Origin of the sequence: Tigheibacillus halophilus (assembly GCF_042683165.1) — a bacterium.
GTDB lineage: Bacteria > Bacillota > Bacilli > Bacillales > Amphibacillaceae > Tigheibacillus > Tigheibacillus halophilus.
This window is the reverse complement of record NZ_JBHUIZ010000005.1, coordinates 279,179-304,999: the sequence shown is the minus strand read 5'-3', so window position 1 is coordinate 304,999 and position 25,821 is coordinate 279,179. Positions and strand designations below refer to the sequence as shown.

The following is a 25,821-nucleotide window of genomic DNA, read 5'->3' as shown; positions in this document are numbered from 1 at the left end:
TGCAATGCAGCTTTCCAACCTTTAACATTTAAGTTAACTAACGAGCACACTTGCAACTTGGAAGACATAGCAGGCATCAAATGTTATGGAGGCAGTATGATGAATAAATCACAATACGATTTTACGCATGGTAATATATTCAAACAGCTTATGATGTTTTCTGGTCCAATCATTCTGACGAATTTACTGCAGACTTCCTATCAATTTGCAGACAGTCTTTGGGTCGGGAATTTGCTTGGTGCCAAAGCGCTTGGTTCTGTTGCAGTTTCGAGCACGATCATTTTCACCATGCTGTCATTCGTCATCGGCTTAAACAATGCATCCCTAACCATTTTGTCACAGCAAAAGGGCAAAGATAACACGGAAGGATTGCGGCGTTACCTGAATGCCTTTGTTGTTGTACTGGCATGCTTATCCATCGTCCTGGGAGCTGCAGGCTTCCTGATGGCTGGCCCACTGCTGCAGTTATTAGGTACACCGCAAAGTATGATGGTTGATGCAATCAGCTACTTGCGGATTAATTTTATTGGCATCTTATTTTTGTTCGGTTATAACTTCATCAGTACCGTATTAAGGGCTTTAGGCGATAGCAGGACACCCCTGCGGTTTGTGTTGGTAGCTGTCATTCTGAATATTTTGCTGGATCCGTTATTCATCGCTGGATTTGACTTAGGCGTACAGGGGGCTGCATTGGCAACCATCGCATCCCAGGGCATCGCATTTCTCTATGGGATCAGTTATGTCTTATATCGCAAACTGGCACCCTTTCGCATCCCTAAACTACCCAGTAAGCAGGAGGTCGGCTTGATTTTGAACCTGGGAATCCCATCCGGTTTACAGATGGCAGTCATTTCCGCTGGGGTAGCTGCCATCATGAGTGTAGTGACAGGTTTTGGAGAAAGTGTAGTAGCTGGATTCAGTGCTGCACAGCGGCTGGACAGTATTCTTATGCTTCCGGCTCAGGCCCTTGGAACAGCTGTCAATAGCATGGCCGGCCAGAATATTGGTGTCAGCAATTGGGAGCGTGTGAGGAAGATTGCCATATATGGCGTTTTTTATAATTTTGCAGTGATGCTGGTTATTGCCATATTGGTCGTATTTCTGGCTTCGCTTGGAATGCGCTTATTCATACAGGAGAAAAACGCAGTAGCTTTTGGAACCAATTACTTACAAATCGTCGCATGGTGCTACCCTTTCCTGGGAATCAATTTCATTCTGAATGGTGTCGTCCGCGCGTCTGGGGCCATGTATCAGGTGCTTGTTTTAAACATTATCTCATTCTGGGTCTTGCGATACCCGCTGACAGCCCTTTTCGCCAAATGGCTTGGAGACTCCGGTGTCGGTATCGGGATGGGCGCAAGCTTCATCATCAGCAGTGTATTTGCTTTTCTATATTACCGCTATGGGAAATGGCGAGAAAAGCAGTTATTCCGGAATAGGGAAAAGGGTTGATGGGAGCGTATTCTATTTTTTAAACACTGAAAACTCCTACCCAAGACTGATACTAATTATATTCAAATATATAGCTTAATCGAGAAATGCTTTTGTTAATTGAAAATAATAGTCCGCCCATTCGCTGATTTTGCTGCTATTTCCAAGTGAGAATCCAGATGGCTGGCAACTGCTCGTTCAAGTACAAATTGTACAGATAAAATAAAGATTAATTAGAACATTCGAACGATGGTATTTGTTGACAAAAGCCATGAGTTATATATAATTGGAGACAGTTTGTACTTATTATAGTTAAACAATGATAATAAAAAATAAATCATTGCTGTTTGTTGAGGAATGGTCAGCCATACGCCTTAAACGAACGAACTATTCTAAAATACACATCAGGAGGAAGATACACTATGTCTTTAATCGGAAAAGAAATACAACCATTCACAGCACAAGCTTACAATAGCGCAAATGGGGAATTCATTGAAGTCAGTGATGAAAATCTGAAAGGACAATGGAATATTGTTTGCTTTTATCCAGCAGATTTTTCCTTTGTTTGCCCTACAGAGCTTGAGGATCTGCAGGGACAATATGCAGAACTGAAAAAGCTTGGTGTGGAAGTATATTCTGTTTCAACGGATACACATTTTGTACACAAGGCATGGCATGATCACTCAGAAGCGATTAACAAAATTGAATATACAATGATTGGCGATCCATCCCAAACAATCACTCGCAATTTTGACGTACTGGATGAAGAATTGGGCCTTGCACAGCGCGGTACATTCATCATTGATCCAGATGGCATCGTACAAGCTGCGGAAATCAATGCTGATGGTATCGGCCGTGACGCAAGTACGCTTATCGACAAAATCAAGGCGGCACAATACGTTCGCAACAACCCAGGTGAAGTTTGCCCTGCAAAATGGAAAGAGGGTACTGAAACACTTAAGCCAAGCCTTGACTTAGTAGGTAAAATTTAAGGAGTGCATTAAATGTTATTAGATAAAGACATCAAAGAACAATTAGCCCAATATCTGCAAATGATGGAGGGCGATGTGCTGCTTAAGGTAAGTGCTGGAGAGGATAAAGTTTCCGGTGACATGCTGGGACTGATAGATGAATTAGCTACGATGTCATCCAACATTAAAGTAGAGCACACACAACTAAAAAGAACACCAAGCTTTAGTGTCAACCGCATTGGCGAGGACACTGGCATAACTTTTGCCGGTATTCCTTTAGGCCATGAGTTTACTTCATTAGTACTTGCTCTATTACAGGTAAGTGGAAGAGCACCAAAAGCCGAACAAAAGGTAATTGACCAGATTAAAAACCTAGAAGGCGAACACCACTTCGAGACGTATGTCAGCCTGAGCTGTACCAAGTGCCCAGAAGTTGTACAAGCGTTAAACATGATGAGTGTTCTTAACCCACATATCACACATTCCATGATCGATGGTGCTGCTTTTAAGGAAGAAGCGAAAGATATCATGGCAGTGCCAAGCATATTCCTTAACGGAAAGCCATTTGCCGACGGCCTGATGTCTGTCGAACAAATCCTATCCATGCTTGGCAGCGGACCAGACGCTTCAGACTTTGCCGACAAAGATCCATTTGATGTGCTTGTAGTCGGCGGCGGACCAGCTGGATCCAGTGCGGCTATCTACGCAGCACGTAAAGGAATCCGCACTGGTATGGTTGCTGATCGTATTGGCGGACAGGTTCTGGACACGGCAGGTATTGAAAACTTCATCAGTGTCAAGTATACGGAAGGACCTAAGTTCGCAGCAAATTTGGAAGAACACGGGAAAGTGTACGACATTGATGTGATGAACTTGCAAAATGCCAAGCATTTGGAAAAGAAAGATGATGGCATTGAAATTGAGTTGGAAAACGGCGCTGTACTAAAAAGTAAAACTGTCATTCTTTCCACAGGTGCACGCTGGCGTAATATCGGTGTCCCTGGCGAAGCAGAATTCAAAAATAAGGGAGTCGCGTACTGCCCTCACTGCGACGGACCATTATTTGAAGGTAAAGACGTAGCAGTAATTGGCGGCGGAAATTCCGGTGTGGAAGCAGCCATTGACTTGGCAGGCATCGTCCAACATGTGACTGTGCTTGAGTTTTCACCAGAATTGAAAGCTGATTCCGTACTGCAAGACCGTCTTCACAGCTTGCCTAACGTCACAGTCGTTACGAACGCGCAAACTACGGAAATTACAGGCACTAACAGCGTGAACGGTATTACCTACATCGACCGTGAAACAAAGAGCGAGCACCATATTGAACTAGCAGGTGTATTTGTTCAAATCGGCCTCGTTCCAAATACTGAATGGCTTGGGGATGCTGTTGAGCGGAATAAATTCGGCGAAATCATTACAGACGAGCGTGGCGCAACGAACGTTCCTGGTGTTTTCGCTGCAGGAGACTGCACGAATAGTCCGTATAAACAAATCATTATCTCCATGGGATCAGGTGCGACTGCATCATTAGGCGCATTCGACTACCTTGTTCGCCATTGATAGATGGAATAATACGATTCGGGAGTCACTGTACTATCTAACGGTAGCACAGTGACTTTCTTTCATTCCCATTCTGCAACAAAAGCGTCGTGCTACACCCCGCCTGTTCTTTTACCCTATTGATAACATATCGTCCAAATAAGCGAGGATTTTATCCTTATCACCGGCCACCGACGCTTCTCTTTTTTCATCCTTATTGATTTTTTCTATGGATTTTTCAAGCATCGCCTTTTCCTGCTGACGCGGAACCACAACTACCCCGTCTGCATCACCCACTACGATGTCTCCAGGGTTTACTGCAACGCCAGCACAAGAAATCGGCACATTCACTTCACCTGCTCCTGTTTTAGCACTGGCCGCAACAGTCGTCCCCCTGCAGAACACGGGAAAATTCAATTCCTTCACCCCAGTAATATCTCGAATAACGCCGTCAGCAATCACACCCTGAATTCCCATTGTCTGAGCCATTCCCAGTATGAAATCCCCAGCCACCGCGCGATAAGTATCACCTTTTGCATCAATGACAAGCACATCCCCGGGCTTCGCTTCCTTGATTGCTTGAAGTACCATCAAATTATCGCCAACAGGCATTTTCACCGTAAATGCGCGACCCGCCACCCGATAATTCCCTTTTAAAGGAGCAATGGATGAATCCAGATTGCCCATCCCGCCCATTGCATCGGAAATACACGTTGTTGGAATATCCTGGAATTGATCAATGATGTGCATACATAAACTTCCTCTCTACGAATCATTTACTTTTTTACTTACCATTTCGAATGACAATATACGAATTATATTATCAAATATTTCCGTCTATTGGAATACATTTAAATTTTCATTTGCGTTTAATCCGGCACTATCGCCTTTTATGAAATGAAAGAAACGATATTAAAAGATCTGAATGGTAAGTACAGCTACAGCCTCTCCACCCAGATCTTTTGCGTTCCCCACAATTCATTTGAACATCGGCAAAATATAATTTGCCAGAAACCATAAAATCACGACCAAAATGATGATATATGCAGCATATTTAATGAACGTCGCCGCGACCTTACTTGAGTCCGACTTCTTCTCTCTTCTTTCAATTTCGAGATCTTCGTCTCTGCGTGGCATCATTATTTCCCTCCCTTATTGTGGGGCTTTCAAGGAAATTTTCCCGATTTTCTGAAGCCCCAAACAAATAAGACCGGCATTTGTACTTCAGCAGTACGAATCAGCCATGTTTTAGCCATCCATTTCTTGGATAGACTCTAAGTAAATGAACATCTCTAATAATAATCTAATAAAGAGGGGCTTGTGATGTCTGGTATCTTCATATTGTCGGCGGTTGCTATTTTATTATTTATGTTTAAAGATGACAGTAAATATGAAATCGTTTACAAAGGGAGTGAAACAAATTTAAGCGAGGCAAATGAATATTATTGGCTCTTAAAAAATCACCGGATTCCGTTTAAGTACCAAATTCCATATAACTGGAGGAATTTTGTTGCATTTGGATACAAAGAGAGCCCCGTATACATCAAAGTCAGCGAGGAAAATGTAGAGAGAGCGACAAAAGTGATGATGTTTCATCGCGCAGAAAAAATGAGGATGGAGAGAAATATCCAAGCTGGAAAAAATGAGTGATAATGCCGCTCCAAGGCATGCCGAACCACCACCCTTAACCTGTACGACTTTTTTAGATCAGTTGTTGGGCAGGTAAGCCTGTATGAAAGCGTCAGACCAAAATGTTAAAGTGCTATTCGTATGAGGCGGGGAATGTTTGACAGCTTTGTTTTAGGGAATATTACGAGTGGGAGATGGTCATGCATCTGATTCTTCCAGAAATGGCAGAAGCATGATCAAAGCAGACATTTTTGGAGGTATGTGAATATGAAACCAACAGTAAAAGAATTTAAAGACGACGTAGAATTGAAGAAAGAGGTTAAGAAACTTTCAGAACAAGGTATCTCAAAGGATAAGCTGTACGTGATGTCACATGACGATGACAGGACAGATCGTGTTGCTGACAGCATCGCTGCCGGTAAATTAGGCGAAGGATTTACGACAGAAAGCGGGAACGTTTTTACCAAAAAAGGTGATGAACTCCGAGCACAATTCAAGGAACTCGGCTTCACGCAGGATGAAGCAAATGAATTTGAAAAGAAATTAGATCACGGTACTATTCTCCTGATCAATACCGCATCCTGAGTATAACCATCAAGTGCAAAAGGGCTGGTCTTCCAGCCTTTTTTGTATACCGCTATCGTCTAAGGAAAATAATTCTATACCCCGACCCGATCTTTCAGCATACTGTTCAGTTCATGTTTCATTTCCTCAGAAGTCACCACACAGCTGGCAGTAAAAGTCCTTGTTTCCATTTTTAATTCATATGTATCGTTTACTTCTTTGGAATGCCCATAATAGCGGTGATTAATGTCAATCCGTTCGAAACGGAAAGACTTTATCCTTTCCCAAGGAATAAATCTGCTCTTGCATAGCACACCATCCTCAACTATTGCAAACATATTCAACCAATTGAATGAACCCAAAAGCGGAACAAGCAACAGCAAATACATGTTTTGATCAAACAGCTTAAAAACACTACTCGCCACAAACATCAACAATGTAAACAGAAATATGACCGTGTATAAAATAATGCCTGATTTCTGGCCTGTATATGTCGGGGAATCCAGTTTTCGCTGCGGCTGTGTTCTGATCGTATCCTTTTCTTCCTCCGAAATAGGCAGTATGACTTTTTCAGTCATTTTCACCAGTACACGTATAAATTCATACGCCAAATATCCCATGATAATCAAAAAGATGATATCCAATACAACTTTCACAACAGACAATTTACTCCCTCCATTCGCACGATCCTATTTGCCAGCATATGACTACTGATGCACTATTGTATACGAATAGCTTCTGTGTCTGGTTTCATGATTACGTCCTTCTATTTAAGATTGCTGCTCGTACAGCATCAGTTCGCTGCCGTCACATAGGGCAGCTACGATAAACTGCTGTTTATCTTGGATTGTGTTTTATATATAGCTGTATTTATTTTGAAGGATGGCGGGACAACATTCACTAGTTTGCAAGGCATAACCAGGAAGTAAATTCTTTTGAAATGTAACTAAAAAAAAGAATCATTTGTGGTTGACAGTTAACGATATATCGTTTAGTCTATAAATAACGATATATCGTTAACTGCAGACTACAGCATAAAGGAGGATTTTAAATGTTTGATAATCACGACATGCATTCGCATCCTTTTTTTAAAGGACATGGACATTCAGCACATAAAGATTTTTTTAGAGATGCCAGGTTTAATAAGGAATCCCTGCAGAACAGGAGATTGGAAATGGAACATGAAGATAGTGATGCACATGGAAGATTGCAATTCTTTGCAAGAAGAGGATTCGGCGGGGATGGCAGCGGACGTTTTTTTAGGCGCGGTGATTTTAAAATGATCTTATTAAAATTGTTACAAGAACAGCCTCGGCATGGATATGAACTAATCAAGGAGCTGGAAGAGAAGTTCCAAGGGTTCTATTCACCTAGTCCCGGATCCGTTTATCCCACGCTTCAAATGCTGGAGGACCAAGATCTTATTCACTCGTCCAAGGAAGGACGTAAGAAGGTTTATCATCTTACGGAAGAAGGAAAGGATTATTTAAAAAAACATCAAGAAGAAGATCCTTTCATCCAAAGAATGAATAAATTCAAGAATGTGGACATCGATGAAATGCAAGACTTGAAAGTAGACATTCATCATCTGTTTCATGCCTTCATCAAGATAGGTCGTCAAGCTATGAAAAATCCTAAAAAGAAAGAACAGTTACAGCAGCTTCTTGAGAAAACACGAACAGAGCTAAAAAAAATTGCCGATGAGAATGACACATCAGCGGAAAATGATAAGCAATGACTGCATGTGGAACCATTGCTTAGCTTTTCAGAGACCGTCCTCTGTACAGGATGGTCCAATTTTTTGTTTTAGACAGATCACTCACAGTTTTGCATGCACAGTATTAGGAAATGCTGCTGCATCCCGCCGGTCCGGTACTGACAAACTGCCATAATGGTCATTTGCTTGTACGTACTTTCAGCACCCACCAAATAAGCACAAATTGCAATGGCAGACGCAGCCACAAAGCATACGCCGGCAGATCGTACTTCTCCGGCGTCAATGCCATATAGATGTTCACCGGAAATACAAGTACCAGGAATATGGCAATAAACACATCGCTTTTTCTGCTGGTTTGTTTATTCAGCAAACCTTGCAAGCAGTATCTCCACGATCCCTGAAACATACACGATAGCCGGACGGTATGGCACCCAATCGGGCATGACGGCCGTGAAAAAAGATTCCAAGGCAAAATGGGAGATCCCCGCCAACCCAAAAAAGATGGCAAATACATATAATGCGACTTTTTTCATCCGCTACAATACTTCTCCCTCAAAGGCTATTTCGGGCATTGTGTTAAAATCATAGTCTTCTACGGCCTCCACACGGTCCAGATATGCATGGCAGCTTTGCGACAACATGAGGTTCACGATTCCGCCTTTTTCATGTACCAAAATAACAGGCTTATTGGAAGCTATTGCATATCCGATCTCAAAAGCTGTACCAGAATCGACATGTCCATGTTTTACACCATGTAATTCCGTTTCTCCTTCATAGTCTAATACAGCAACGATCACATCAGCCCATTGCACATGCTTTATATCGTTCTGATAAATGGCTGCTGCCCATTCTTTACTGCCGAATGTCAAATGCTCTAATTGATCTTTCCTTGGAGAGAAATATTCTTCAATGGCAGGATTGGCCTCCAGTGCGCTTTCCACTCGTGCAACTCTTTCAATTTGTTCTTCGCTAAAAAATGGACTTGCAAGATATACTTTTATTTTATTTTTTTCCATACTACAACCTCCTGCGTGATGTGAAACGTGATGTCTCCATTTGTCTCCCAAATTAATATAACCCATCAGCCGCATATTGCAACTAATTCACTTCCTGCTCCCACTGCAGCAGCTTGTACCATTCGTTCACTGCCAATAGTTTTATATAAACAGTTTTGGACATGGTTCCCATCAATATCGGCATCCACTCTATGCAAAATATCGAAAAATCTACCACAGGTTGCCCAACTTGAGAATAAATCTCTTAAAAATGCTTAAGAGATTTATCATTTTTTGTCGTAATTTGTTGATAATCCAACTGACTTTCCCAATACAAATAACAGTCATTCTATGTTACTTTGGAAATATATACAAATTATGTAAAAAAGAAGCCAGATAAAAAACCATGTACTAGAATTACTCGATAAAAGAAATGAAATCACGTATCACCAAAAACAGTCTGTGGAACCGTTCCGACATCCTTTTCAGTAACTATTAAAGGTCTCCACACTATGCAATCTGCTAGATTGGTGTGACTTTCAACAACATAGATTCCTTATTCATCAAAGATTCCATGATTTATAATTCATTCCTGGGAATCCGAGAAAATATGGAACCTTTTTTTCATCAAAAATGTTGAAAGGAGGTGAGCATTCAGCTCTTTTAGCCAGAGGGACACAAAGAATTAGTAACAACGCTTCATAATCAGCACCTAATCTTAAAGGAGGAATTCATTATGAAAAAGTTGTTAAGCTTTATTGGTTTTTCTATCCTATCGCTTATTGTTTTTATTGCTATGCCAGCTTTTTCTGGACAAGCATTTGCGAAATCCTCTAAAGCAGCCAACGCATCATATGATTATATCAAAGGTCAGCTTATTGTTTCGGTGGAGGCAGATTCACAAAAAAGTTCCATGCAAAGTACAAACAAAGCCACGCTTCAATCTGCTCAGCTGAAACAAAGTGGTTTCCAAATAGCAGATTCATTGTTAGATAGCATTCAATCAGGTTCTGCACAAACGATGAATGTTGATTTCCAACGTGAAATGATCGATCAGATGGGCCTGGTTTATTTAGTTAAATATGATGGAGCCAAGTACAAAACAATCGATCAAGCAAAAAAAGAACTCGAAAAATCATTGAAGGCACAAGGCCTTAAAGTCAGATACATTCAAGGGAATTATACCATGCACACTCTTGAAGCAGCACCGGAAAAAACATCTCCAATGAGTGTTCATCCTAATCAACAATGGAATTACAACATGATCAAAGCGCCAGAGGCTTGGGAAGTCACTCCAGGCTCGAGCAGCACAAAAATTGCTGTCTTAGATACAGGCATTGACAGCAATCATCCAAATTTAAAAAACTTGGTTAATACCTCATTAGGAAAGAGCTTTGTCGGTGGAACGACAAGTGATGGCAATGGCCATGGCACACATGTATCAGGAACTATCGCCAGCTATGGAAATGTTTCCGGTGTCATGCAGGAAGCCACACTGATTCCAGTAAAGGTTTTAAGTGACAGCGGAAGCGGCTCCATGTATGGCATCCAACAAGGAATCGCCTATGCTGCTAGTGTGGATGCAGATGTCATCAATATGTCATTGGGCGGAGGCGGATATGACCAAGGCATGGAAGAAGCAATTCAAGCAGCAAACAATCAAGGTACAATTGTTGTTGCTGCTTCCGGAAACGATGGAATAGGAAGTGTATCATATCCAGCAGCCTATGATGGTGCCATTGCAGTTGGTTCCGTCACATCCAGCAAAACACGCTCAAGCTTCTCTAATTATGGATCAGCTTTAGATGTCATGGCTCCGGGATCAGATATTTACAGCACTGTCCCGAATGGCGGCTATGCAACCATGTCAGGTACTTCCATGGCTACTCCACACGTGTCAGGCGTGATGGGATTGATCAGGTCAGCTAATCCGAATGTATCTGTCAGCCAGGCAAGAAACATTTTGAATAACACGGCACAGCCTGCCGGTCCAGCACTTCAATATGGTCATGGAATTGTTGACGCGCAAGCTGCTGTACAAGCAGCCAGCCCGCTTTCAAGGTAACCATAAACACGAACTGAAAAAATGATGGCAAAACAGGTGAAGAAACAATTGCTTCACCTGTTTTTTCATTGTTTCAACCAACTCTAAAACTGGACAGCTTCATTGGAATGATTTTTTAAGGTGACAATAACACTAGCGATACTGATGAAAACCCCTGCAACTGCCATAACGCTTACACCAATGCTCTGAGGAAAAAGAAATCCGATTGGTAAAATAACCAGGAATGAGATCACGAAAAACACTTGATAAACTGCGGATATAATTCTCACAACACGGTTGCTGGATAGAGATAAAATCAAAGGAGGTAAAAAAGTACGACCACCATACCGATAGAAACCCACAAACCAGCTGGTTCATCATAGGAAACTGTATTAGGTCCTGTTGGATGTTTCGCAGTTGCCAGCACTGTCCCCACAGCGATGATCAATGTGAGAAAAACCATCAAAAGTCTTTTAAATATAACCAAAACGCCCCCCTTTCAAATTCATTACGCCATCTCTCAGACCGTTTAAATAATACGGTTTGGCCTAAACAAACATTTTAAATCCTACAAATAAAAACACAACTGCCGCAATTAGAATGATGTATACGCTATTGTTAGGTCTCCCTTGTTTTTTCTCCAGAAATTGTACGTAGTTTATAAGTAAAAATGATCCTGCGAATAATATAATGAAAGCTGCCCAATCATCTTGGACAAGTAATGCCCGAAACGACATAAAAACGATCAAAAAATATCCCGCATAACCCATTGTAAACCGAATATATCCCATATCTCCCCTCCAATAGTTATGCAGCTGCCCGAAAAATGATGTAAGTTGACTCTTTCGTGTTCGGTATTTTGTATAATGAGTAGTCTTAACAGGTAAATGAAGGTAATAAACTGCATTCCTTACGACGGTTTTAAACCATCCTATCATTTATAGGGAAAGTATATTACCACTGTTCATTATAACAAACTTCATTGGGGCGGTCAGATTTTATTGAAAACGGTTGATCTGGTTTCCAATTTGATTTTGCCCCCATACTTTTTACCGAAGGAAAGCCAGCTGTCTGCATGACCAGCTGGCTTCGCCATAAAGCATTTTGTTTTTTTCAGTCTCATCAACCTGTATTGACCAATCCCGCTGCAACGCCATTGATTGTCAACAGCACCTCAGTCACCAAATCGTCTGGCGGGTTTGGTGTGTCTCTCAGCTTCTGGATCAAATCCACCTGCAAATAGTTGAGCGGATCGACATATGGATTGCGAAGGTGTACAGACTCTTTGATATTCGGCTTATGGCTAAGCAATTCCTCATCTCCTGAAATCTGCAGCAGTGCTTTTTTGGTCCGCTCGTATTCATCGAGAACATCCTCATAGATACGATTGGCCAGCACCGGATCTGCTACCAGTTCCAGATATTCCTTAGCGGTTTTCATATCAGCTTTCAACAATGCCATTTGCAAATTGTTGATCGTCGAATGGAAGAAAGACCATTCTTTATACATGGTTTGCAAAATCTCTAGATTGCTATCATCTGCTTCAATGAAAGATTGCAGGCCTGTACCAGCCGCATACCAGGCAGGGAGCATATGTCTGGATTGCGTCCAAGCGAATACCCATGGAATAGCGCGCAAATCCTCGAAGCGCTGACTGTTCTTTCGGCTCATTGGCCGTGATCCGATATTCAGTGCACCTAATTCGTTCAATGGTGTAGCCTGGTTGAAATAGGTCAGGAAGTCAGGATCGCCAAACACAAGCGATTGATATTTTTTCAAAGATTTTTCGGAAATGGCTTCCATCGCTTCTTCCCATTCATTTTTGCGCAATTCCAGCTGGTGCGGTGCACTGGAAACTTTGGCACAGTTCTCAAATAAAGCTGCGGCCGCTTGCTCCAGATTACGGTAAGCGATATCTTCGAGTAAATATCTTGAAGATAGTACTTCTCCCTGTTCAGTGATCTTCACACCATCACCCAGCGTCTCCACCGGCTGTGAGAGGATACTCGTGTTCAATGAGCCACCGCCACGTCCCAGCGAGCCGCCGCGGCCATGGAAAAACTTCAGACGGATATCGTAATCTCTAGCCATATTATGGATTTCCAGCTGGGCCTTGAACAGCTGCCAATTCGCACTCAATGTACCGCCATCTTTGCTGCCATCAGAGTAGCCAAGCATGATCTCCTGGTGGTTGTTACGCGCTTGCAGCTGTTTTCGATATACTTTTGTTTCAAATAATGTCTGCATAATGTTCGGTCCTGCAACCAGATCATCAATCGTTTCCAACAGTGGCGCGACATCCAAGTCGCTTTCGATGCTGCCGTCCGGATAGAGGCGATAAATCCCCATTTCCTTGGCAAGCAACAGGACTTCCAAGACATCACTTGGTGCTTCCGCCATGCTGATCAAATAGACCTGGATTGCTCGTTTGCCGAATTCATTGTGGGCCTTTTTGATCATCCGAAAAACTTTCAGCATCTTTTGAGTCGCTTCAGAGTAACCGCCATCGAAAAGCAGCAGCGGCCGTTGATCATTCAGCAATTCAAGCAATACTTCCTGTTTAGCTTCCTCTGTAAGTGCGGAATAATCATCTGTGACATGGACAGCTTTCAAAATTTCATGGATAGCTGTCTCATGCTCTCCGCTGTGGTTTCTGATATCGAGCGTTGCTAAATGGAAGCCGAACATTTCCACCTGCCGGATCACCTTACGCATGGTCTTCAGCTTTTTCGTCTTTGGCAGGTGTGCCTCTGCATGCTCCTTGATTTCCTTGAGATCACCGGCCAGCTCCTCCGCGAAACGATACCCGTCAGCAGATTTTCCAGTCTGGCGCAAACGCTTCAGAATGACCGCGAACTTCCGACGATATATTTCTGATTTGACAGGCCATGTATCCTTTTCCTGTAAATAACGATGTTCTTCTGCTGCCACTTTATCAATAAAATCCTGGCTGATAGAAATGCGTTCACTCGATTGACTGAATCGCCTCATCAAGTCTACGATAGCATCGTCATATTTCTTTAAAATCAGTTCACGTTGCATTTCGAGCGTCTGCCAGGTAATTTCTGGTGTCACATTCGGATTCCCATCCCGGTCGCCGCCGATCCAGGAACCGAAGCGAATAAAATTCGGTACTTGCCAGTCCTCCTCAGAAATCTTTTCCTGCAGCTGCAATTCCAAATCTTGAAAAATAGAGGGCAATGTGTCGAACAATGTCTGGTCAAAATAATAGAGGCCATTTTTCACTTCGTCGAGGACTTCCGGTTTGCGATGCCGCAATTCATCCGTATGCCATAACGCGGTCACTTCGTTGAACAGACTCTCTTTGACGAAAGCTTTCTCTCTTTGTGTGGATTGCGGATTATCCAGTTTTCGCAAATTTTCCGATATCCGTTTCTGTATTTCCAATACTGTCCGCTTTGTCGCTTCTGTCGGATGGGCAGTCATGATCAATTCAAGAGATAACGTCTTGAGCACTTCCTGGATGCCGTCATTGGAGAGGTTGTAGCTCTTCACTTTAGAGACCGCATCTTCCAGGGAGAAGGATTGATTGGTTTCCTCTGTCAATAAATACTGACGCCTGCGCCGAATACGGTGGTTTTGTTCCGCAATGTTAATCAGGTGGAAATAGATTGAAAAAGCTCTGATCACTTGTTGACGCATCGGGGGCTGCAAGCTGCTGATTTCATTTTTTAGGGTATGATATGTACCCTCATCGAAAGTTTTTCGTATGCTTTTGGTCTTTTCCCGAATCGTTTCGACTTTATCAAGCAGTTCTTCACCGCCGTGAAGTACTAAAATTTCTCCCAATATGTTCCCTAACATATTCACATCATGGCGTAATAACGCATTATTATCGGTCGTTTTCAAGGTTGTTTCTGCCATTTTGGTTCCTCCTGTCTGTTTCTGGCATCATGGCAAAAAATTTCGTATATTCATCCTATCATGGTAACAAAGCATGCTGACCTTTCGTAAAAAAGAACCACTTTATACTTTGTTATTCTTATAATGATGACATACTAGAAAATAGATTTCAAGAATTCAGTTTAGTTTTGATGTTTACGGAATGCCCGGATCTCAATGGTATAGCTTTAACGCCGTAATGCAGGTGAAAATCAACAATCCTTTTCAAGCTGACTTGCTGAATACGAGATTACTGCTTCTCCAGATTTTTCGATCGTGCAATGGCATTGTTATCATGATTTCTATCACACAAGAAGCCAGTTGGATACAGGACCAACTGGCTTCTGGAGAAGGTTCGGAAAGTTAAATGACGTTGTATAATTGTTTAAAAGAGCACGCTATAAAAAAGGTCCGATGGGAGGCTTTTTGCACTACGCAAAAGTAATTTTACACCCTGGGTTCAACAGGTTAATCTGTCTGAAATATTTTTCGCTGCCACACGTGATAACCATAAATAACGAAGGAAAGAGCAAACATCACCAAAAAGTATTGCCAAGCGGAAATGTTTTCATATGTGGCTACGCCTAGAACATTCAAGATAGGAAGTGCAACAAATGCCATCAAAGCGTCCATGACCATATTTACAACTATAAACAGCGAGAACCTATGTGATGCCAGCTTAAATATCCAAAATGTCCCTACTGAAAATATACCGTAAGCAAAGCTTACATCAGTCATATAGCCCCATGGGACAATCTGTTTATGAATAGCCCACCAATCGTATGTATAAGCAATCTGGAAAATGATTGTCATACATAATGCAGTGAAAATAGTTACAGGCATGAATTTCTTGCGTGTGATAGGGCTGGCAAGAAACAAAGTGAACCAAGGTAAAATCAGACCAGCAAACATTAAAATTCTAACAAACATGAGATGCGCTCCCTTCAACGTTGTCATCAGGCAATTTGTATTTATTATTTCTCCCTCACGTGAATCTATTCAATTGCAGTCAGCTCAAAAAAATAATCAATATCCCATTGACCTGAAATCAGACCCAGATAGCAAAAACGGTACAATCTGTGTACAGCGCATGTCACAAACAAGGAACCCATTTATCCAAAAAGGGTTCCTTCACTTCAACATATAATATATGTGCTTGGCCAAACTTTATACATTCCCCTCTATGATGCTGCAGAAGGAAAAACATTGCAGTCAAAATGGGAATTCCCGATATTCCTTCTGGACCGAAATCCATTTCATTTTAGTAAATTCATCAATTACCCATGGGTTGCCAAACCGGCCCATACCACTCTGTTTATTACCGCCGAATGGGATATTTGCGGCATCATTAACGGTTTGATCATTCACATGAATCATGCCTGCATCTATTTTTAACCCGTATGCTTCGCCTTTTTTCAAATCAGATGTGAAAATAGCAGAAGTTAAACCATACTGCGTATCATTCGCCAATTCAATCGCTTGCTCATCAGATTTCGCTTTGATAATCGACACCACTGGGGAAAATAATTCGGACTGCGCGATATCATCCCGATTATCCACGTCCACAAAGATATACGGTGTCAATATATTTCCGATGCGTCTTCCTTCGAGTCCTAGTTTGGCACCATTCTGCTTTGCCTTCTTGATCATCCCTTGGACCTTTTTTAATTGGCTTTGATTGATTAATGGTCCAATTACCGTATGTTTATCAGTTTGATCTCCATAAGGTAATTCAGCTGCACGTTGGATAAACTTATCGGTGAATGCTTCATATAAATCTTGATGGACAATAATCCGGTTTACACACATGCAAATTTGCCCTTGGTGCATGAACTTGCCGAATATAGCGGCATCTACCGCTTTTTCTACATCCGCATCCTGTAATACGATAAACGGATTATTTCCACCAAGTTCCAATGCCACCCGTTTTAGATTCTCACCAGCTGTTTTTCCGATCTGTTTACCAACTTTTGTTGAACCGGTGAAAGCAATGAGCTGGACCACTGGATTTTCCATCATTTCGTTGCCAATTTCTTCAATATCCGTCAAAATAGATTGGAATACCCCTTTTGGCAAACCCGCATAGTCAAATGCCCTCGCCAAAATCGCTCCGCCTGTTAAGCCAACTTGTAAGTCCGCCTTGTGCACAACGGTGTTACCTAACGCTATCGCCGGTGCAATAGAGCGCATCGATAAGTTCATCGGAAAATTAAATGGTGAAATCGATGAAATGACCCCGAGCGGCTGCCGGTAAATCCGATTCACCTTTCCTTCAATAGACGACTTGACTTCTTTTATTTCTTCTCCGGCGTCCATGTAGACAAATGTTTCTTTAAGCACGTCAATCGTCAGATTCAATTCCAGCTCGGCCTTTAATAATGTCCCGCCAGTCTCTTTGCTGATGATTTGGATGATCTCTTCCTTATTATTTTGGAGGAATTCAGCAGCTTTGCGAAACATTTCCCTGCGTTGTTCTATGGACGATTGTGCCCAATCTTTCTGGCACCTTTCAGCGACACTATAGGCTTTTTTCAACTGATCCAATGATGCAATATTGACTGTCGTAATCACGGAGTCATCGTACGGATTCAATATATCATATGTTCTGCCAGTGTTCCCTTCTGTCCATTCTCCGTTTAAGTAACTCTTATTATAATTGGTTGCAAAGTTTTCCATCTTCCTCAGCTCCTTCATTGGCAACGTTCATATCGTTCGCTTATCCTAATGGATTATACAACATTAACTGCATGCTATTTTAACGGAAAGCAATAAAGGGACAGTTCCTAGCTTCTTTTTAAAGCATGGAACATATCCCCTTATTTTTATAGAAAACGTGTTTATGTTGTCACCAGAAATTGATTTCCAGCAATACCTGGCGTAGTCATCTCACGCGGATCCAGAATGATCTCCAGCTCTTTCTCTGACAACAGCTGATGTGCCTTACATATTTCTTTGATAGTCAACCCTGTTTCTCTTGCTTGTTTAACGACTTTGGCAGCTGTTTCGTATCCCAGATGTGGATTCAAGGCTGTAATGATGCCATAACTCTCTTCTACATATTCACGGCATCGCTGCACATTTGCCTCCATACCACTGACAGCATAGCGTGTAAATACATCCAAACCGTTTTTCATGATTTTTAATGATTGCAGCAGGTTAAAAATGATCACAGGCCCCATCACATTCAATTCGAATTGTCCTGCTTCAGAAGCCATGCAGACTGACTGGTCATTGCCCGCGACTTGAAACGCGACTTGGTTGACCACTTCGATCATGACAGGGTTCACTTTTCCCGGCATAATGGAAGAGCCTGGTTGTTTGGCCGGGAGATTGATTTCCTGAAAACCCGTTCTCGGACCGGATGCCATCAGCCTGATATCATTGCAGATTTTAGACATGTTAATCGCCGACACTTTCAATGCCGATGATAATGTCGTATATCCGTCTGTATTCTGTGTGCCATCTACTAAATTCTTTGCCAAATGCAGTTGTACACCAACTTGTGCAGACAATTGTGCTGCAACCTTTTCAATGTATTCAGGCTTGGCATTCAGTCCTGTACCGACAGCTGTAGCCCCCATATTCACTGTCAGCATTTCCTTCGCTGCCTCTGTAATCCTTCTGATATCCCTGCCAACCACCTCGGAATATGCACCAAATTCCTGTCCCAGCCTGATGGGGACTGCATCCTGAAGATGTGTACGGCCCATTTTCAAGATATCCTGGAATTCATTTTCTTTATGCATCAATTCCATCTTCAGAGAATTCATGATAGTGATCAATTCCTCTGCCATACGGAATGCTGCTATTTTTAAAGCCGTCGGTATCGTGTCGTTCGTCGACTGGGACATGTTCACATGCGTGTTTGGAGAACAGATGTCATAATCTCCTTTCTTCCTTCCAAGCATTTCCAACACGCGATTGGCCAACACTTCGTTCATGTTCATATTGATGGAAGTACCTGCTCCTCCTTGAATAGAATCAACAACGAATTGGTCCAGGAATTTTCCCTCGATCACTTCTTCAGCAGCTTTCACAATCGCACTGCCAATTGTTTCAGATAGCATGCCTGTATGCATATTCGCGATTGCAGCTGCTTTTTTCACCTCAGCCAGAGCCAGAATCAACTCTTTGTGTACAGGTATTTCAGTGATTGGAAAGTTTTCCAAGGCTCGTACAGTTTGTACGCCATAATACGCTTCTTCAGGGACCTTTTTCATTCCTAAGCTATCTTTTTCCATTCTTACATGCATGTCATGATGCTCCTTCTATCGTTCCCGTTTTATCTTATTTCCAGAAAGCGCTTTCCGGAAATAGCTATGATTATTTTTGTCAAGCTTGTTCACAGACATTGAAAGACTAACGCAAAAGGGTTTTAAAGTCAATAGACTAGGAAAAATGATCTGCTGAAGTTTCAAAAAATCATGTGAGCCGGGTATTTTGCTGTATAATCAGTTTCCTTACCGCCTGCTTCCCTGGCAGAAATCCCTGCGATCAGCAGCAACCCCAAAAAAAGAAGCAGCTTCAAGAGCTGCTCCAAACCAGAGATTAATCTATTGTAAAAAATGTTTTTCGAAGAACGTTAATTGATAGTCTAACGTTATGGGATCATTAAACATAAATGTATTCGCATCCGCTTCAAATACATGATTATTCTTCACGGCTGGTATTTCTTTATACAATTTGGTCTTTTGATATGAATTATCTTGGTCAGAATACTTACTAATAACTAAATAGTCGCCAACATATTCAGGTAAAACTTCTGCAGAAAAATCGTAATACCCTTCTTTACTGGTCGCCTTCTTCACATTATCAGGCATTTTTAACGCCATCGCCTGATAAAGTACCTCTGTTCCTCTGCCCCAGCCCTCACCAAGAATACCCATACTCTTATCATAACTTTCCATGACGGTAACAGTTGCATCTTTACCGACCTTCGCTTTTATTTTCTCGCCAACCGCATGCGCACGTTTTTTAAAATCGGTAATCCAATTTTGAGCTTCTTTTTCTTTGTTTACTAGTTTGCCAATCTCTAACCGCTGATTCAGATAGTCCACTTTATTATAAGTGTATGTAACTGTAGGAGCTATTTTTTTAAATTTGTTGAGATTTTTATTATCACTTGATCCAATTATCAAGTCAGGATTTAATTCCATCACTTTTTCTACATTATCATCAGAAACAGTGGGTATATCTTTTAACTTGTCTTTAAATAACGGGCTTTTTTTCGACCATTCCTCTACTCCGACAATATTTACACCAAGGGAAAGTAAATCTCCTGCATAGTCTGATAATAAAACCACTCTTTTTGGGTGCGCAGGAACTTTTACAGGACCGTTTTCTGACTGGTATGTAATCATTTGATCGCTGCTCTTTTTCGCGTCTGTTGCTTCTGCCTTTTCCGCTGGCTGCTTACCACATGCGCTAATCAATACGATTAACATGAGGATAACTGGAATGAGACTTTTTTTCATTTTTTTACCTCTTTTACCTTAGAATGAGATTGATAATCATTATCAATTATTAATTTACCTTGTTATCAATTTTTTGTCAATCTCATTACATGAAAAGGTGATTTAATCCCACAAAAAGGCAGGCTAAAGAGAAAACAGCACTGTAAACCACGCTTGGTAAGTATGTGATTCATCAGGAAAAACCAAAAAACGCAAAGGACCTGTAATCTAAAAATGCCTGTAATACAGCACGGACACGTAATTTTTTTCCGTGTCTGTTGTACAGGCTGTTTTTTTATAACTTTTGAAAAGATAAAAGATGCGATTGAAAGGAACAGATATGACTATCCCTTTATCTGTTCCAGCCTCAAAAACATTATTTCCTGTTACGCATAACGCATGTGTATCAAGTGCTTGCGCCACTGAACCGTCAATGGTATCGTTTCATAAAAATGATTTTTCCAAATCGTGCTGAATTTGCTTTGCCAACCATACAACCTCTTTAATCACATTATTTAAATAGATTAAATACGGTTCTTGGCTAGATCTTCAGCAACCTGGGGACCCAGCCGGTCAATTTTGTAAAAAAGCAAAGAAATGAAACCGAGTACAAACATGATTAACGGAATCCAAATAAAATCAAATTGTATGGCATGGAGTGATTGGCTTGATTGGACCTTATGTGCTATATAGCCGTTGGAAGACATGATCCATGCTGCGGATGCTCCACCGAGTCCCGTTCCAAATTTAACGCCGAAACTTTCAGCACTTGCAAGAAACCCTGGAGCTCGTATGCCAGTTTTCCATTCTCCATAGTCAACGACATCAGCAATTGCAGCCACTATCAGCCCGTTTACTAAACCAAGGCCCAGATATCCTAATGCTGTAGATCCAATTAATATCGATGTGGACGCTGTGAACGTAGAAACATAGGTCATTAACTGGGCAATGATAGCTATGGCAAATCCAATAAGCATCGTGTTCCTTTTTCCGATTCGATTTGCTATGAATGGAACCATGATCATGGAAAGGATCATCATGACAGTTAGCCCCGTAATGATTGGAGTGAGTGACGAATGACCAAGATTATATTTCATATAATAAATCGCTGTTTGATTCTTGACAGTAAAAGCAAACCAGTAAGTGAAATAAATGAATAAAATAATCCACCAAGGCAGATTACTTTTAAGTGCCCTAAAACCTTGTTTAATATTTATCTTTTCATTATGGACAGTTCTGACACGTTCTCGTGTATTTTTAAAAGTAAGTAAGTACATCGCTACTCCGATGAGAGCAAAAAACACAATAGTCATCAGAAAACCCTTTTGATCGTTACCTCGTCCCAGAAAGTAAACCAGCGGAAGTGCTGTAAGGTTTGTAAGGAACGCTCCAACCTGTCCTCCAATCATACGAAAGGAATTGAGAACTGTTCTCTCCTTCGTGTCACTTGTCAAATTAGGAAGAAGAGACGAGAGTGGAAGTGTTACAAGTGAATAGCCAATGTTTAACAAGAGATACGTTATATAGACATAGACCAGCTTTAAAGTTGTGCTAAGGTCTGGCACGTAAAAGGTTAATACAGCAAATAAAGCAAAGGGTGCACAAAACCACAGAAAGTACGGTCTTGACCTTCCCCATCTTGTGTTGGTCCTGTCAATACAAATTCCCACAATTGGATCCCCTATGGCGTCCATAAAACGGGCAATTAAAAAAAGCGTACCAATAGCTGAGGCATCAAGTCCGGAAATATCTGTATAAAAATACATCAGGTACGTGGAAGACATCATGAAGATTAAGTTTCCTGCCGTATCACCTAATCCATAACTAATTCTCTCTTTAAAAGGCACCTTTTGCCTATGCATACTTTGCGTTTTATTAAAAGAGTCATCTATCTCTGTAACATATTGCTCCTTTTCACTCATTGTTAACACCCCATTCTCATTGTTTTAAAAAGAAAGATTTTAACTGGCATGCGCTTTCATTTTTCGTTTAAACCACATGTTTAGGTAAGCATAGATTGTCTTGTATCTTTATAAACATAATTTATTATGCAGCTGGATTGTTTTCAAGAGTAAATAAAAATGAGACGGGTAAAATATTGCTGCCAGAGGGAGAGGGGGGCATATCATGCTTAGCTGAAAATGACCGAATCAAGGAATCGAAATGACTTGCAGAGTGTGAGCATAATAGATTCTATTTAATGCAACCACCTGAAAAGGGGCCGGAGAATCCGCTCCTTAAGTAGTCTCAGGCTGGATAAATAAGGAGAGATCCAAGCAGCCCAAATAAACCTTTTTATAATCGTGGGGTTTTATGTAATGTACATATATCCAATTCTATCGACTAAAGCATCCTGTCTAAAATCGCTGGGTGAAACTTTCATCCACTTTTTAAACACTTTAGCAAAATAATTACCACTAGAAAACCCACACTGGATAGCAATATTCTCCATAGAATCGGATGTATCTATAATTAACTGAACAGCTTTTTTAATTCGTAATTTAATTAAATATTGAACAGGCGACTCTCCTAAGTTTTCTTTGAACAACCTGATCAGGTGGTACTTTGAAACACCAGAAGCAAGAGTCATTTCACGAAGTCCAATACTTTTGTGGAAATTTTTCTGAATAAATGTCATACAATCCCGAATTGGCCTGGAAAGCGCGCGTTCCTCTGGCGCCCTGTCAACCCACCGCTGCAGCTCCATCAAAAAGCAATAAGCCAAAGAGGAGCTTGTATACACATTTTTAATAGCGTCAGAACATGCTAAACCATAAATATACTCCCAATAGGTTAATACATCATTTTGATTTTTGAAATTACCAAAATTAATGATGTGTCCATTTTGTTTTATAATAGAACTCCACAAGGAAGTTAAACCAAGAGACAAGGTAATAAATTTAAACTCCCAAAACTTTTGGCTGGGTTCCTGCCAATATCTATACGGACCAGGTGCCATGATTAAAAAACCTTGTCCCGGCTTAAGTTTATGAACCTTGCCGTGCACTTCTAATCTCCCTTCACCAGAAACTGTATATTGGAAAATAAGCTGGGGTTCTTTGCGCAGTCTGCAATCATGATTGTATTTGTCTTCTGGAATTCTGCGTTCCCAACCGATATTATAGATTGCTGGTAATTCTTTATACTGATTATCTAAGAATCTGAACCCTATGTTTTTCTCAAAGTTTAATTGCAATATAATCTCCTCCTGCAGAAGGCAATTTTTCACCTATATCTGTTTTATTTACTATTGTATTCCATATCTTAACATAATAAATTTGTAGTAGCGTTATAGGAATATAATGCTTTACAGCCAAAGATATAAAGTATGACAGGGGGATGTATAAAATTGATTATTGTAAATGATAAATGTTTCATGTTACAAGGGAAAAACACAAGTTATATGATATCGGTCGACGAACATAAAGTGCTTTATCATCTGTACTATGGTAAAAAATTGTCTTCTCGTTCCTATTCATTACATAGGAATTTAAGCAGAGGACGGACCCCCAAAGATAGAGATTATTCTGTCCCGCCAGTAAATGATGTAGGATGGCTGCCAAAAGACAGTCAGGGAGGATTTTCTCTAGATGAGCTGCCACAGGAATACCCTGCTTATGGACATCTTGATTTGCGTACGCCTGCTTATCAAATTGAGACAGAAAGCGGCCACTGTATAACTGATTTAAGGTATGAGAGTTACCAAATTATAGAGGGGAAACCTGAACTAAAAGGGCTTCCAGCTGTCTATGATAACAATCACACTGCGCAAACCTTGATTATCACGCTTGTTGATGAAATAGTCGGGGTGAAAGTTGAGCTTTCCTATACTGTTTTTGATGATAGCGATGTCATTTGCAGGAATACAAAGTTTATAAATACCAGCAAGCATCGCCTTATATTACATCGTGCCCTATCTGCCAATGTTGATTTTGTAGGTTCTAATTATGAAGCCGTTTATTTAGCCGGGGGTTGGGCCAGAGAATATGAGCTCAACAGAAGACCAATAGGGCAAGGAAAACTGGAACTATCGAACGCCAGAGGCGGAAGCGGACACCAAATGAATCCATTTGTTATTTTATGCGATGAAAACACTACTGAAACAAACGGCGATGCTTATGGTTTTTCATTGGTATACAGTGGGAACCATTCTACTGTAATTGAAGTAGATCAATATAATATGACGAGGGTGCAAATGGGTATCAATCCCTTTACATTTCAATGGAACCTGGGCCCTTCTGAAACTTTTCAAACACCAGAATGCGTTCTGAGCTATTCGGATAGCGGGCTTGGAAATCTATCAAGAACATATCACGACCTCTATCGGAACAATCTTGTCAGAGGTACTTGGAAAAATAAAGAAAGACCGATATTAATAAACAATTGGGAAGCGACATACTTTGATTTTACGGAAGCAAAAATTATGGAGATAGCATCCCGCGCCCAGGAAGCCGGTATCGAACTATTTGTTTTAGACGATGGCTGGTTTGGAAAACGTAACACCGACCATTGCTCTCTGGGTGATTGGAATGTGAATACAGATAAAATACCCAATGGAATAGATGGCCTTGCTAAAAAAGTGAATGATATCGGAATGGACTTTGGACTTTGGTTTGAGCCGGAGATGGTGTCACCTGACAGTGACTTGTACAGGACGCATCCCGAATGGGTAATCAACGTAAAAGGAAGAGAACCGAGCATTACAAGACATCAATATGTCCTTGACCTAACCCAAAAAGAAGTTAGGGAATTTATAATTGAGGCGGTTTCCAGCATATTGGAAAGCAGTAATATATCATATGTAAAATGGGATATGAATCGCCATATTACCGATATGCCCTCTACAGACTTCGCTCATAAATATATGCTGGGATTATATTCTATTTTGGAGACAATCACGAGCAGATTTCCCAAAGTACTATTTGAAAGCTGCAGTGGCGGCGGTGGAAGGTTTGACCCCGGTCTTTTATATTACATGCCGCAAGCGTGGATAAGTGATAACTCTGATGCGGTTGAAAGATTGCATATCCAATATGGAGCTTCCATGTGTTATCCGCTATCAACGATGGGGGCTCATGTAACGACTGTTCCAAATCATCAGACCGGCAGAATAACACCATTGAAAACAAGAGGCGATGTAGCACTAAGCGGGGTATTTGGTTATGAATTAGATATTACTGAAATGACCGATACAGAGTTTGAAATGGTAAAAAAACAAGTTGCAGACTCCAAAACATTGAGGAAGTTAATGCTTACCGGGGACTTCTATCGACTCATTAATCCGTTTGGGAGCAATGAGTGTGCCTGGCAGGTAGTTTCAAAGGACTTGTCAGAAAGCTTTGTTTTATATTCCAGAATCTTATCTGTCCCCAATCCCAATTTAACGATTTTAAAATTACGTGGGCTTGATAAATCGTCCCAATATAAAGATGTGGAAACGGGTACAATATACGGCGGTGATGAGTTAATGTTTTATGGTATCGCTTTGTCTCCATTAGCAATGGATTACAGCACACTTACCATCAGACTTAAAAAAATAGAATAAGTCCATTTTTTCAGTTCTGTTTTTATAAAT

General features: G+C 41.1%; 23 protein-coding genes. 8 read left to right on the top strand and 15 right to left on the bottom strand.

What is annotated here, in order from left to right:
* Positions 1-99: 99 nt before the first annotated feature.
* The 3 genes from ACFSMW_RS07770 to ahpF all read left to right on the top strand — a co-directional run bounded on the left by ACFSMW_RS07770 (position 100) and on the right by ahpF (position 3,962).
* Positions 100-1,452 carry an MATE family efflux transporter gene (locus ACFSMW_RS07770; protein ID WP_390354511.1) on the top strand — a complete coding sequence of 451 codons (1,353 nt, stop codon included), beginning with the start codon at positions 100-102 and terminating at the stop codon, positions 1,450-1,452.
* Between the two features lie 401 nt (positions 1,453-1,853).
* A complete protein-coding gene (gene ahpC, locus ACFSMW_RS07765) occupies positions 1,854-2,423 on the top strand; it encodes an alkyl hydroperoxide reductase subunit C (RefSeq protein WP_390354509.1) in 570 nt (189 codons plus the stop codon).
* A 12-nt stretch (positions 2,424-2,435) separates the two neighbouring features.
* Positions 2,436-3,962 carry an alkyl hydroperoxide reductase subunit F gene (gene ahpF / locus ACFSMW_RS07760; RefSeq protein WP_390354507.1) on the top strand — a complete coding sequence of 509 codons (1,527 nt, stop codon included), beginning with the start codon at positions 2,436-2,438 and terminating at the stop codon, positions 3,960-3,962.
* 111 nt (positions 3,963-4,073) lie between these two features.
* Here the strand turns inward: ahpF and ACFSMW_RS07755 are convergent, their stop codons facing one another.
* On the bottom strand, positions 4,074-4,691 hold the full coding sequence (locus ACFSMW_RS07755) for an RraA family protein (RefSeq protein WP_390354505.1): 618 nt from the start codon (positions 4,689-4,691) through the stop codon (positions 4,074-4,076).
* A 228-nt stretch (positions 4,692-4,919) separates the two neighbouring features.
* Positions 4,920-5,081, bottom strand: coding sequence for a hypothetical protein (locus ACFSMW_RS07750; protein WP_390354503.1), 162 nt, complete (start codon positions 5,079-5,081; stop codon positions 4,920-4,922).
* Positions 5,082-5,264: 183 nt separating this feature from the next.
* Between ACFSMW_RS07750 and ACFSMW_RS07745 the strand changes: the two genes are divergently transcribed.
* Both ACFSMW_RS07745 and ACFSMW_RS07740 read left to right on the top strand, forming a co-directional pair.
* Positions 5,265-5,591 carry a hypothetical protein gene (locus ACFSMW_RS07745; RefSeq protein WP_390354501.1) on the top strand — a complete coding sequence of 109 codons (327 nt, stop codon included), beginning with the start codon at positions 5,265-5,267 and terminating at the stop codon, positions 5,589-5,591.
* 246 nt (positions 5,592-5,837) lie between these two features.
* A complete protein-coding gene (locus ACFSMW_RS07740) occupies positions 5,838-6,155 on the top strand; it encodes a YflT domain-containing protein (protein ID WP_390354499.1) in 318 nt (105 codons plus the stop codon).
* Between the two features lie 74 nt (positions 6,156-6,229).
* Here the strand turns inward: ACFSMW_RS07740 and ACFSMW_RS07735 are convergent, their stop codons facing one another.
* Positions 6,230-6,799, bottom strand: a complete 570-nt coding sequence (locus ACFSMW_RS07735) for a hypothetical protein (RefSeq protein ID WP_390354498.1) — start codon at positions 6,797-6,799, stop codon at positions 6,230-6,232.
* 386 nt (positions 6,800-7,185) lie between these two features.
* On the opposite strand from ACFSMW_RS07735, the gene ACFSMW_RS07730 reads away from it, so the two are divergent.
* Positions 7,186-7,872 (top strand): PadR family transcriptional regulator, encoded by a 687-nt coding sequence (locus ACFSMW_RS07730; RefSeq protein ID WP_390354497.1) that lies wholly within the window; start codon positions 7,186-7,188, stop codon positions 7,870-7,872.
* A 157-nt stretch (positions 7,873-8,029) separates the two neighbouring features.
* Here ACFSMW_RS07730 and ACFSMW_RS07725 read toward each other — a convergent pair whose 3' ends face one another.
* Genes ACFSMW_RS07725 through ACFSMW_RS07715 form a run of 3 tightly spaced genes read right to left on the bottom strand, consistent with a single transcriptional unit; the run spans position 8,030 to position 8,867 of the window.
* Positions 8,030-8,230, bottom strand: coding sequence for a DoxX family protein (locus ACFSMW_RS07725; RefSeq protein ID WP_390354495.1), 201 nt, complete (start codon positions 8,228-8,230; stop codon positions 8,030-8,032).
* Positions 8,211-8,384, bottom strand: coding sequence for a DoxX family protein (locus ACFSMW_RS07720; RefSeq protein WP_390354492.1), 174 nt, complete (start codon positions 8,382-8,384; stop codon positions 8,211-8,213). Before ACFSMW_RS07720 ends, ACFSMW_RS07725 begins: the two co-directional genes overlap by 20 nt.
* Before the next feature lie 3 nt (positions 8,385-8,387).
* Positions 8,388-8,867: a nucleoside 2-deoxyribosyltransferase gene (locus tag ACFSMW_RS07715; RefSeq protein ID WP_390354490.1), complete on the bottom strand. Its 480-nt coding sequence runs from the start codon at positions 8,865-8,867 to the stop codon at positions 8,388-8,390.
* 715 nt (positions 8,868-9,582) lie between these two features.
* On the opposite strand from ACFSMW_RS07715, the gene ACFSMW_RS07710 reads away from it, so the two are divergent.
* Positions 9,583-10,911, top strand: coding sequence for a S8 family peptidase (locus ACFSMW_RS07710; RefSeq protein ID WP_390354488.1), 1,329 nt, complete (start codon positions 9,583-9,585; stop codon positions 10,909-10,911).
* A 295-nt stretch (positions 10,912-11,206) separates the two neighbouring features.
* Here ACFSMW_RS07710 and ACFSMW_RS07705 read toward each other — a convergent pair whose 3' ends face one another.
* The 9 genes from ACFSMW_RS07705 to ACFSMW_RS07665 all read right to left on the bottom strand — a co-directional run bounded on the left by ACFSMW_RS07705 (position 11,207) and on the right by ACFSMW_RS07665 (position 23,442).
* On the bottom strand, positions 11,207-11,377 hold the full coding sequence (locus ACFSMW_RS07705; protein ID WP_390354487.1) for a hypothetical protein: 171 nt from the start codon (positions 11,375-11,377) through the stop codon (positions 11,207-11,209).
* A gap of 61 nt (positions 11,378-11,438) precedes the next feature.
* Complete coding sequence (locus ACFSMW_RS07700) at positions 11,439-11,681, bottom strand: hypothetical protein (protein ID WP_390354486.1); 243 nt, start codon at positions 11,679-11,681, stop codon at positions 11,439-11,441.
* A 331-nt stretch (positions 11,682-12,012) separates the two neighbouring features.
* Positions 12,013-14,775: a phosphoenolpyruvate carboxylase gene (gene ppc / locus ACFSMW_RS07695; RefSeq protein ID WP_390354484.1), complete on the bottom strand. Its 2,763-nt coding sequence runs from the start codon at positions 14,773-14,775 to the stop codon at positions 12,013-12,015.
* Between the two features lie 486 nt (positions 14,776-15,261).
* A complete protein-coding gene (locus tag ACFSMW_RS07690) occupies positions 15,262-15,723 on the bottom strand; it encodes a hypothetical protein (protein WP_390354483.1) in 462 nt (153 codons plus the stop codon).
* 282 nt (positions 15,724-16,005) lie between these two features.
* Positions 16,006-17,469 carry an aldehyde dehydrogenase family protein gene (locus ACFSMW_RS07685; RefSeq protein ID WP_390354482.1) on the bottom strand — a complete coding sequence of 488 codons (1,464 nt, stop codon included), beginning with the start codon at positions 17,467-17,469 and terminating at the stop codon, positions 16,006-16,008.
* A 161-nt stretch (positions 17,470-17,630) separates the two neighbouring features.
* Positions 17,631-19,046 (bottom strand): aspartate ammonia-lyase, encoded by a 1,416-nt coding sequence (locus tag ACFSMW_RS07680; protein WP_390354480.1) that lies wholly within the window; start codon positions 19,044-19,046, stop codon positions 17,631-17,633.
* 300 nt (positions 19,047-19,346) lie between these two features.
* Positions 19,347-20,267: an iron-hydroxamate ABC transporter substrate-binding protein gene (locus ACFSMW_RS07675; RefSeq protein ID WP_390354478.1), complete on the bottom strand. Its 921-nt coding sequence runs from the start codon at positions 20,265-20,267 to the stop codon at positions 19,347-19,349.
* A 503-nt stretch (positions 20,268-20,770) separates the two neighbouring features.
* On the bottom strand, positions 20,771-22,168 hold the full coding sequence (locus tag ACFSMW_RS07670) for an MFS transporter (protein ID WP_390354477.1): 1,398 nt from the start codon (positions 22,166-22,168) through the stop codon (positions 20,771-20,773).
* A gap of 389 nt (positions 22,169-22,557) precedes the next feature.
* Positions 22,558-23,442, bottom strand: a complete 885-nt coding sequence (locus tag ACFSMW_RS07665) for a helix-turn-helix domain-containing protein (protein ID WP_390354475.1) — start codon at positions 23,440-23,442, stop codon at positions 22,558-22,560.
* 180 nt (positions 23,443-23,622) lie between these two features.
* On the opposite strand from ACFSMW_RS07665, the gene ACFSMW_RS07660 reads away from it, so the two are divergent.
* Entirely contained in the window at positions 23,623-25,791 is a 2,169-nt protein-coding gene (locus tag ACFSMW_RS07660; RefSeq protein ID WP_390354769.1) for an alpha-galactosidase, read from the top strand.
* Positions 25,792-25,821 lie beyond the last annotated feature (30 nt).

Bases quoted from the DNA above. Each gene is read 5' to 3' on its own strand.
- ppc (WP_390354484.1), bottom strand. From the start codon at position 14,775: ATGGCAGAAACAACCTTGAAAACGACCGATAATAATGCGTTATTACGC.
- ACFSMW_RS07770 (WP_390354511.1), top strand. From the start codon at position 100: ATGAATAAATCACAATACGATTTTACGCATGGTAATATATTCAAACAG.
- ACFSMW_RS07690 (WP_390354483.1), bottom strand. From the start codon at position 15,723: ATGTTTGTTAGAATTTTAATGTTTGCTGGTCTGATTTTACCTTGGTTC.
- ahpF (WP_390354507.1), top strand. From the start codon at position 2,436: ATGTTATTAGATAAAGACATCAAAGAACAATTAGCCCAATATCTGCAA.
- ACFSMW_RS07700 (WP_390354486.1), bottom strand. From the start codon at position 11,681: ATGGGATATATTCGGTTTACAATGGGTTATGCGGGATATTTTTTGATC.
- ACFSMW_RS07685 (WP_390354482.1), bottom strand. From the start codon at position 17,469: ATGGAAAACTTTGCAACCAATTATAATAAGAGTTACTTAAACGGAGAA.
- ACFSMW_RS07745 (WP_390354501.1), top strand. From the start codon at position 5,265: ATGTCTGGTATCTTCATATTGTCGGCGGTTGCTATTTTATTATTTATG.
- ACFSMW_RS07715 (WP_390354490.1), bottom strand. From the start codon at position 8,867: ATGGAAAAAAATAAAATAAAAGTATATCTTGCAAGTCCATTTTTTAGC.
- ACFSMW_RS07680 (WP_390354480.1), bottom strand. From the start codon at position 19,046: ATGCATGTAAGAATGGAAAAAGATAGCTTAGGAATGAAAAAGGTCCCT.
- ACFSMW_RS07720 (WP_390354492.1), bottom strand. From the start codon at position 8,384: ATGAAAAAAGTCGCATTATATGTATTTGCCATCTTTTTTGGGTTGGCG.
- ACFSMW_RS07730 (WP_390354497.1), top strand. From the start codon at position 7,186: ATGTTTGATAATCACGACATGCATTCGCATCCTTTTTTTAAAGGACAT.
- ACFSMW_RS07675 (WP_390354478.1), bottom strand. From the start codon at position 20,267: ATGAAAAAAAGTCTCATTCCAGTTATCCTCATGTTAATCGTATTGATT.
- ACFSMW_RS07740 (WP_390354499.1), top strand. From the start codon at position 5,838: ATGAAACCAACAGTAAAAGAATTTAAAGACGACGTAGAATTGAAGAAA.
- ACFSMW_RS07670 (WP_390354477.1), bottom strand. From the start codon at position 22,168: ATGAGTGAAAAGGAGCAATATGTTACAGAGATAGATGACTCTTTTAAT.
- ACFSMW_RS07755 (WP_390354505.1), bottom strand. From the start codon at position 4,691: ATGCACATCATTGATCAATTCCAGGATATTCCAACAACGTGTATTTCC.
- ACFSMW_RS07750 (WP_390354503.1), bottom strand. From the start codon at position 5,081: ATGATGCCACGCAGAGACGAAGATCTCGAAATTGAAAGAAGAGAGAAG.
- ahpC (WP_390354509.1), top strand. From the start codon at position 1,854: ATGTCTTTAATCGGAAAAGAAATACAACCATTCACAGCACAAGCTTAC.
- ACFSMW_RS07660 (WP_390354769.1), top strand. From the start codon at position 23,623: ATGTTACAAGGGAAAAACACAAGTTATATGATATCGGTCGACGAACAT.
- ACFSMW_RS07710 (WP_390354488.1), top strand. From the start codon at position 9,583: ATGAAAAAGTTGTTAAGCTTTATTGGTTTTTCTATCCTATCGCTTATT.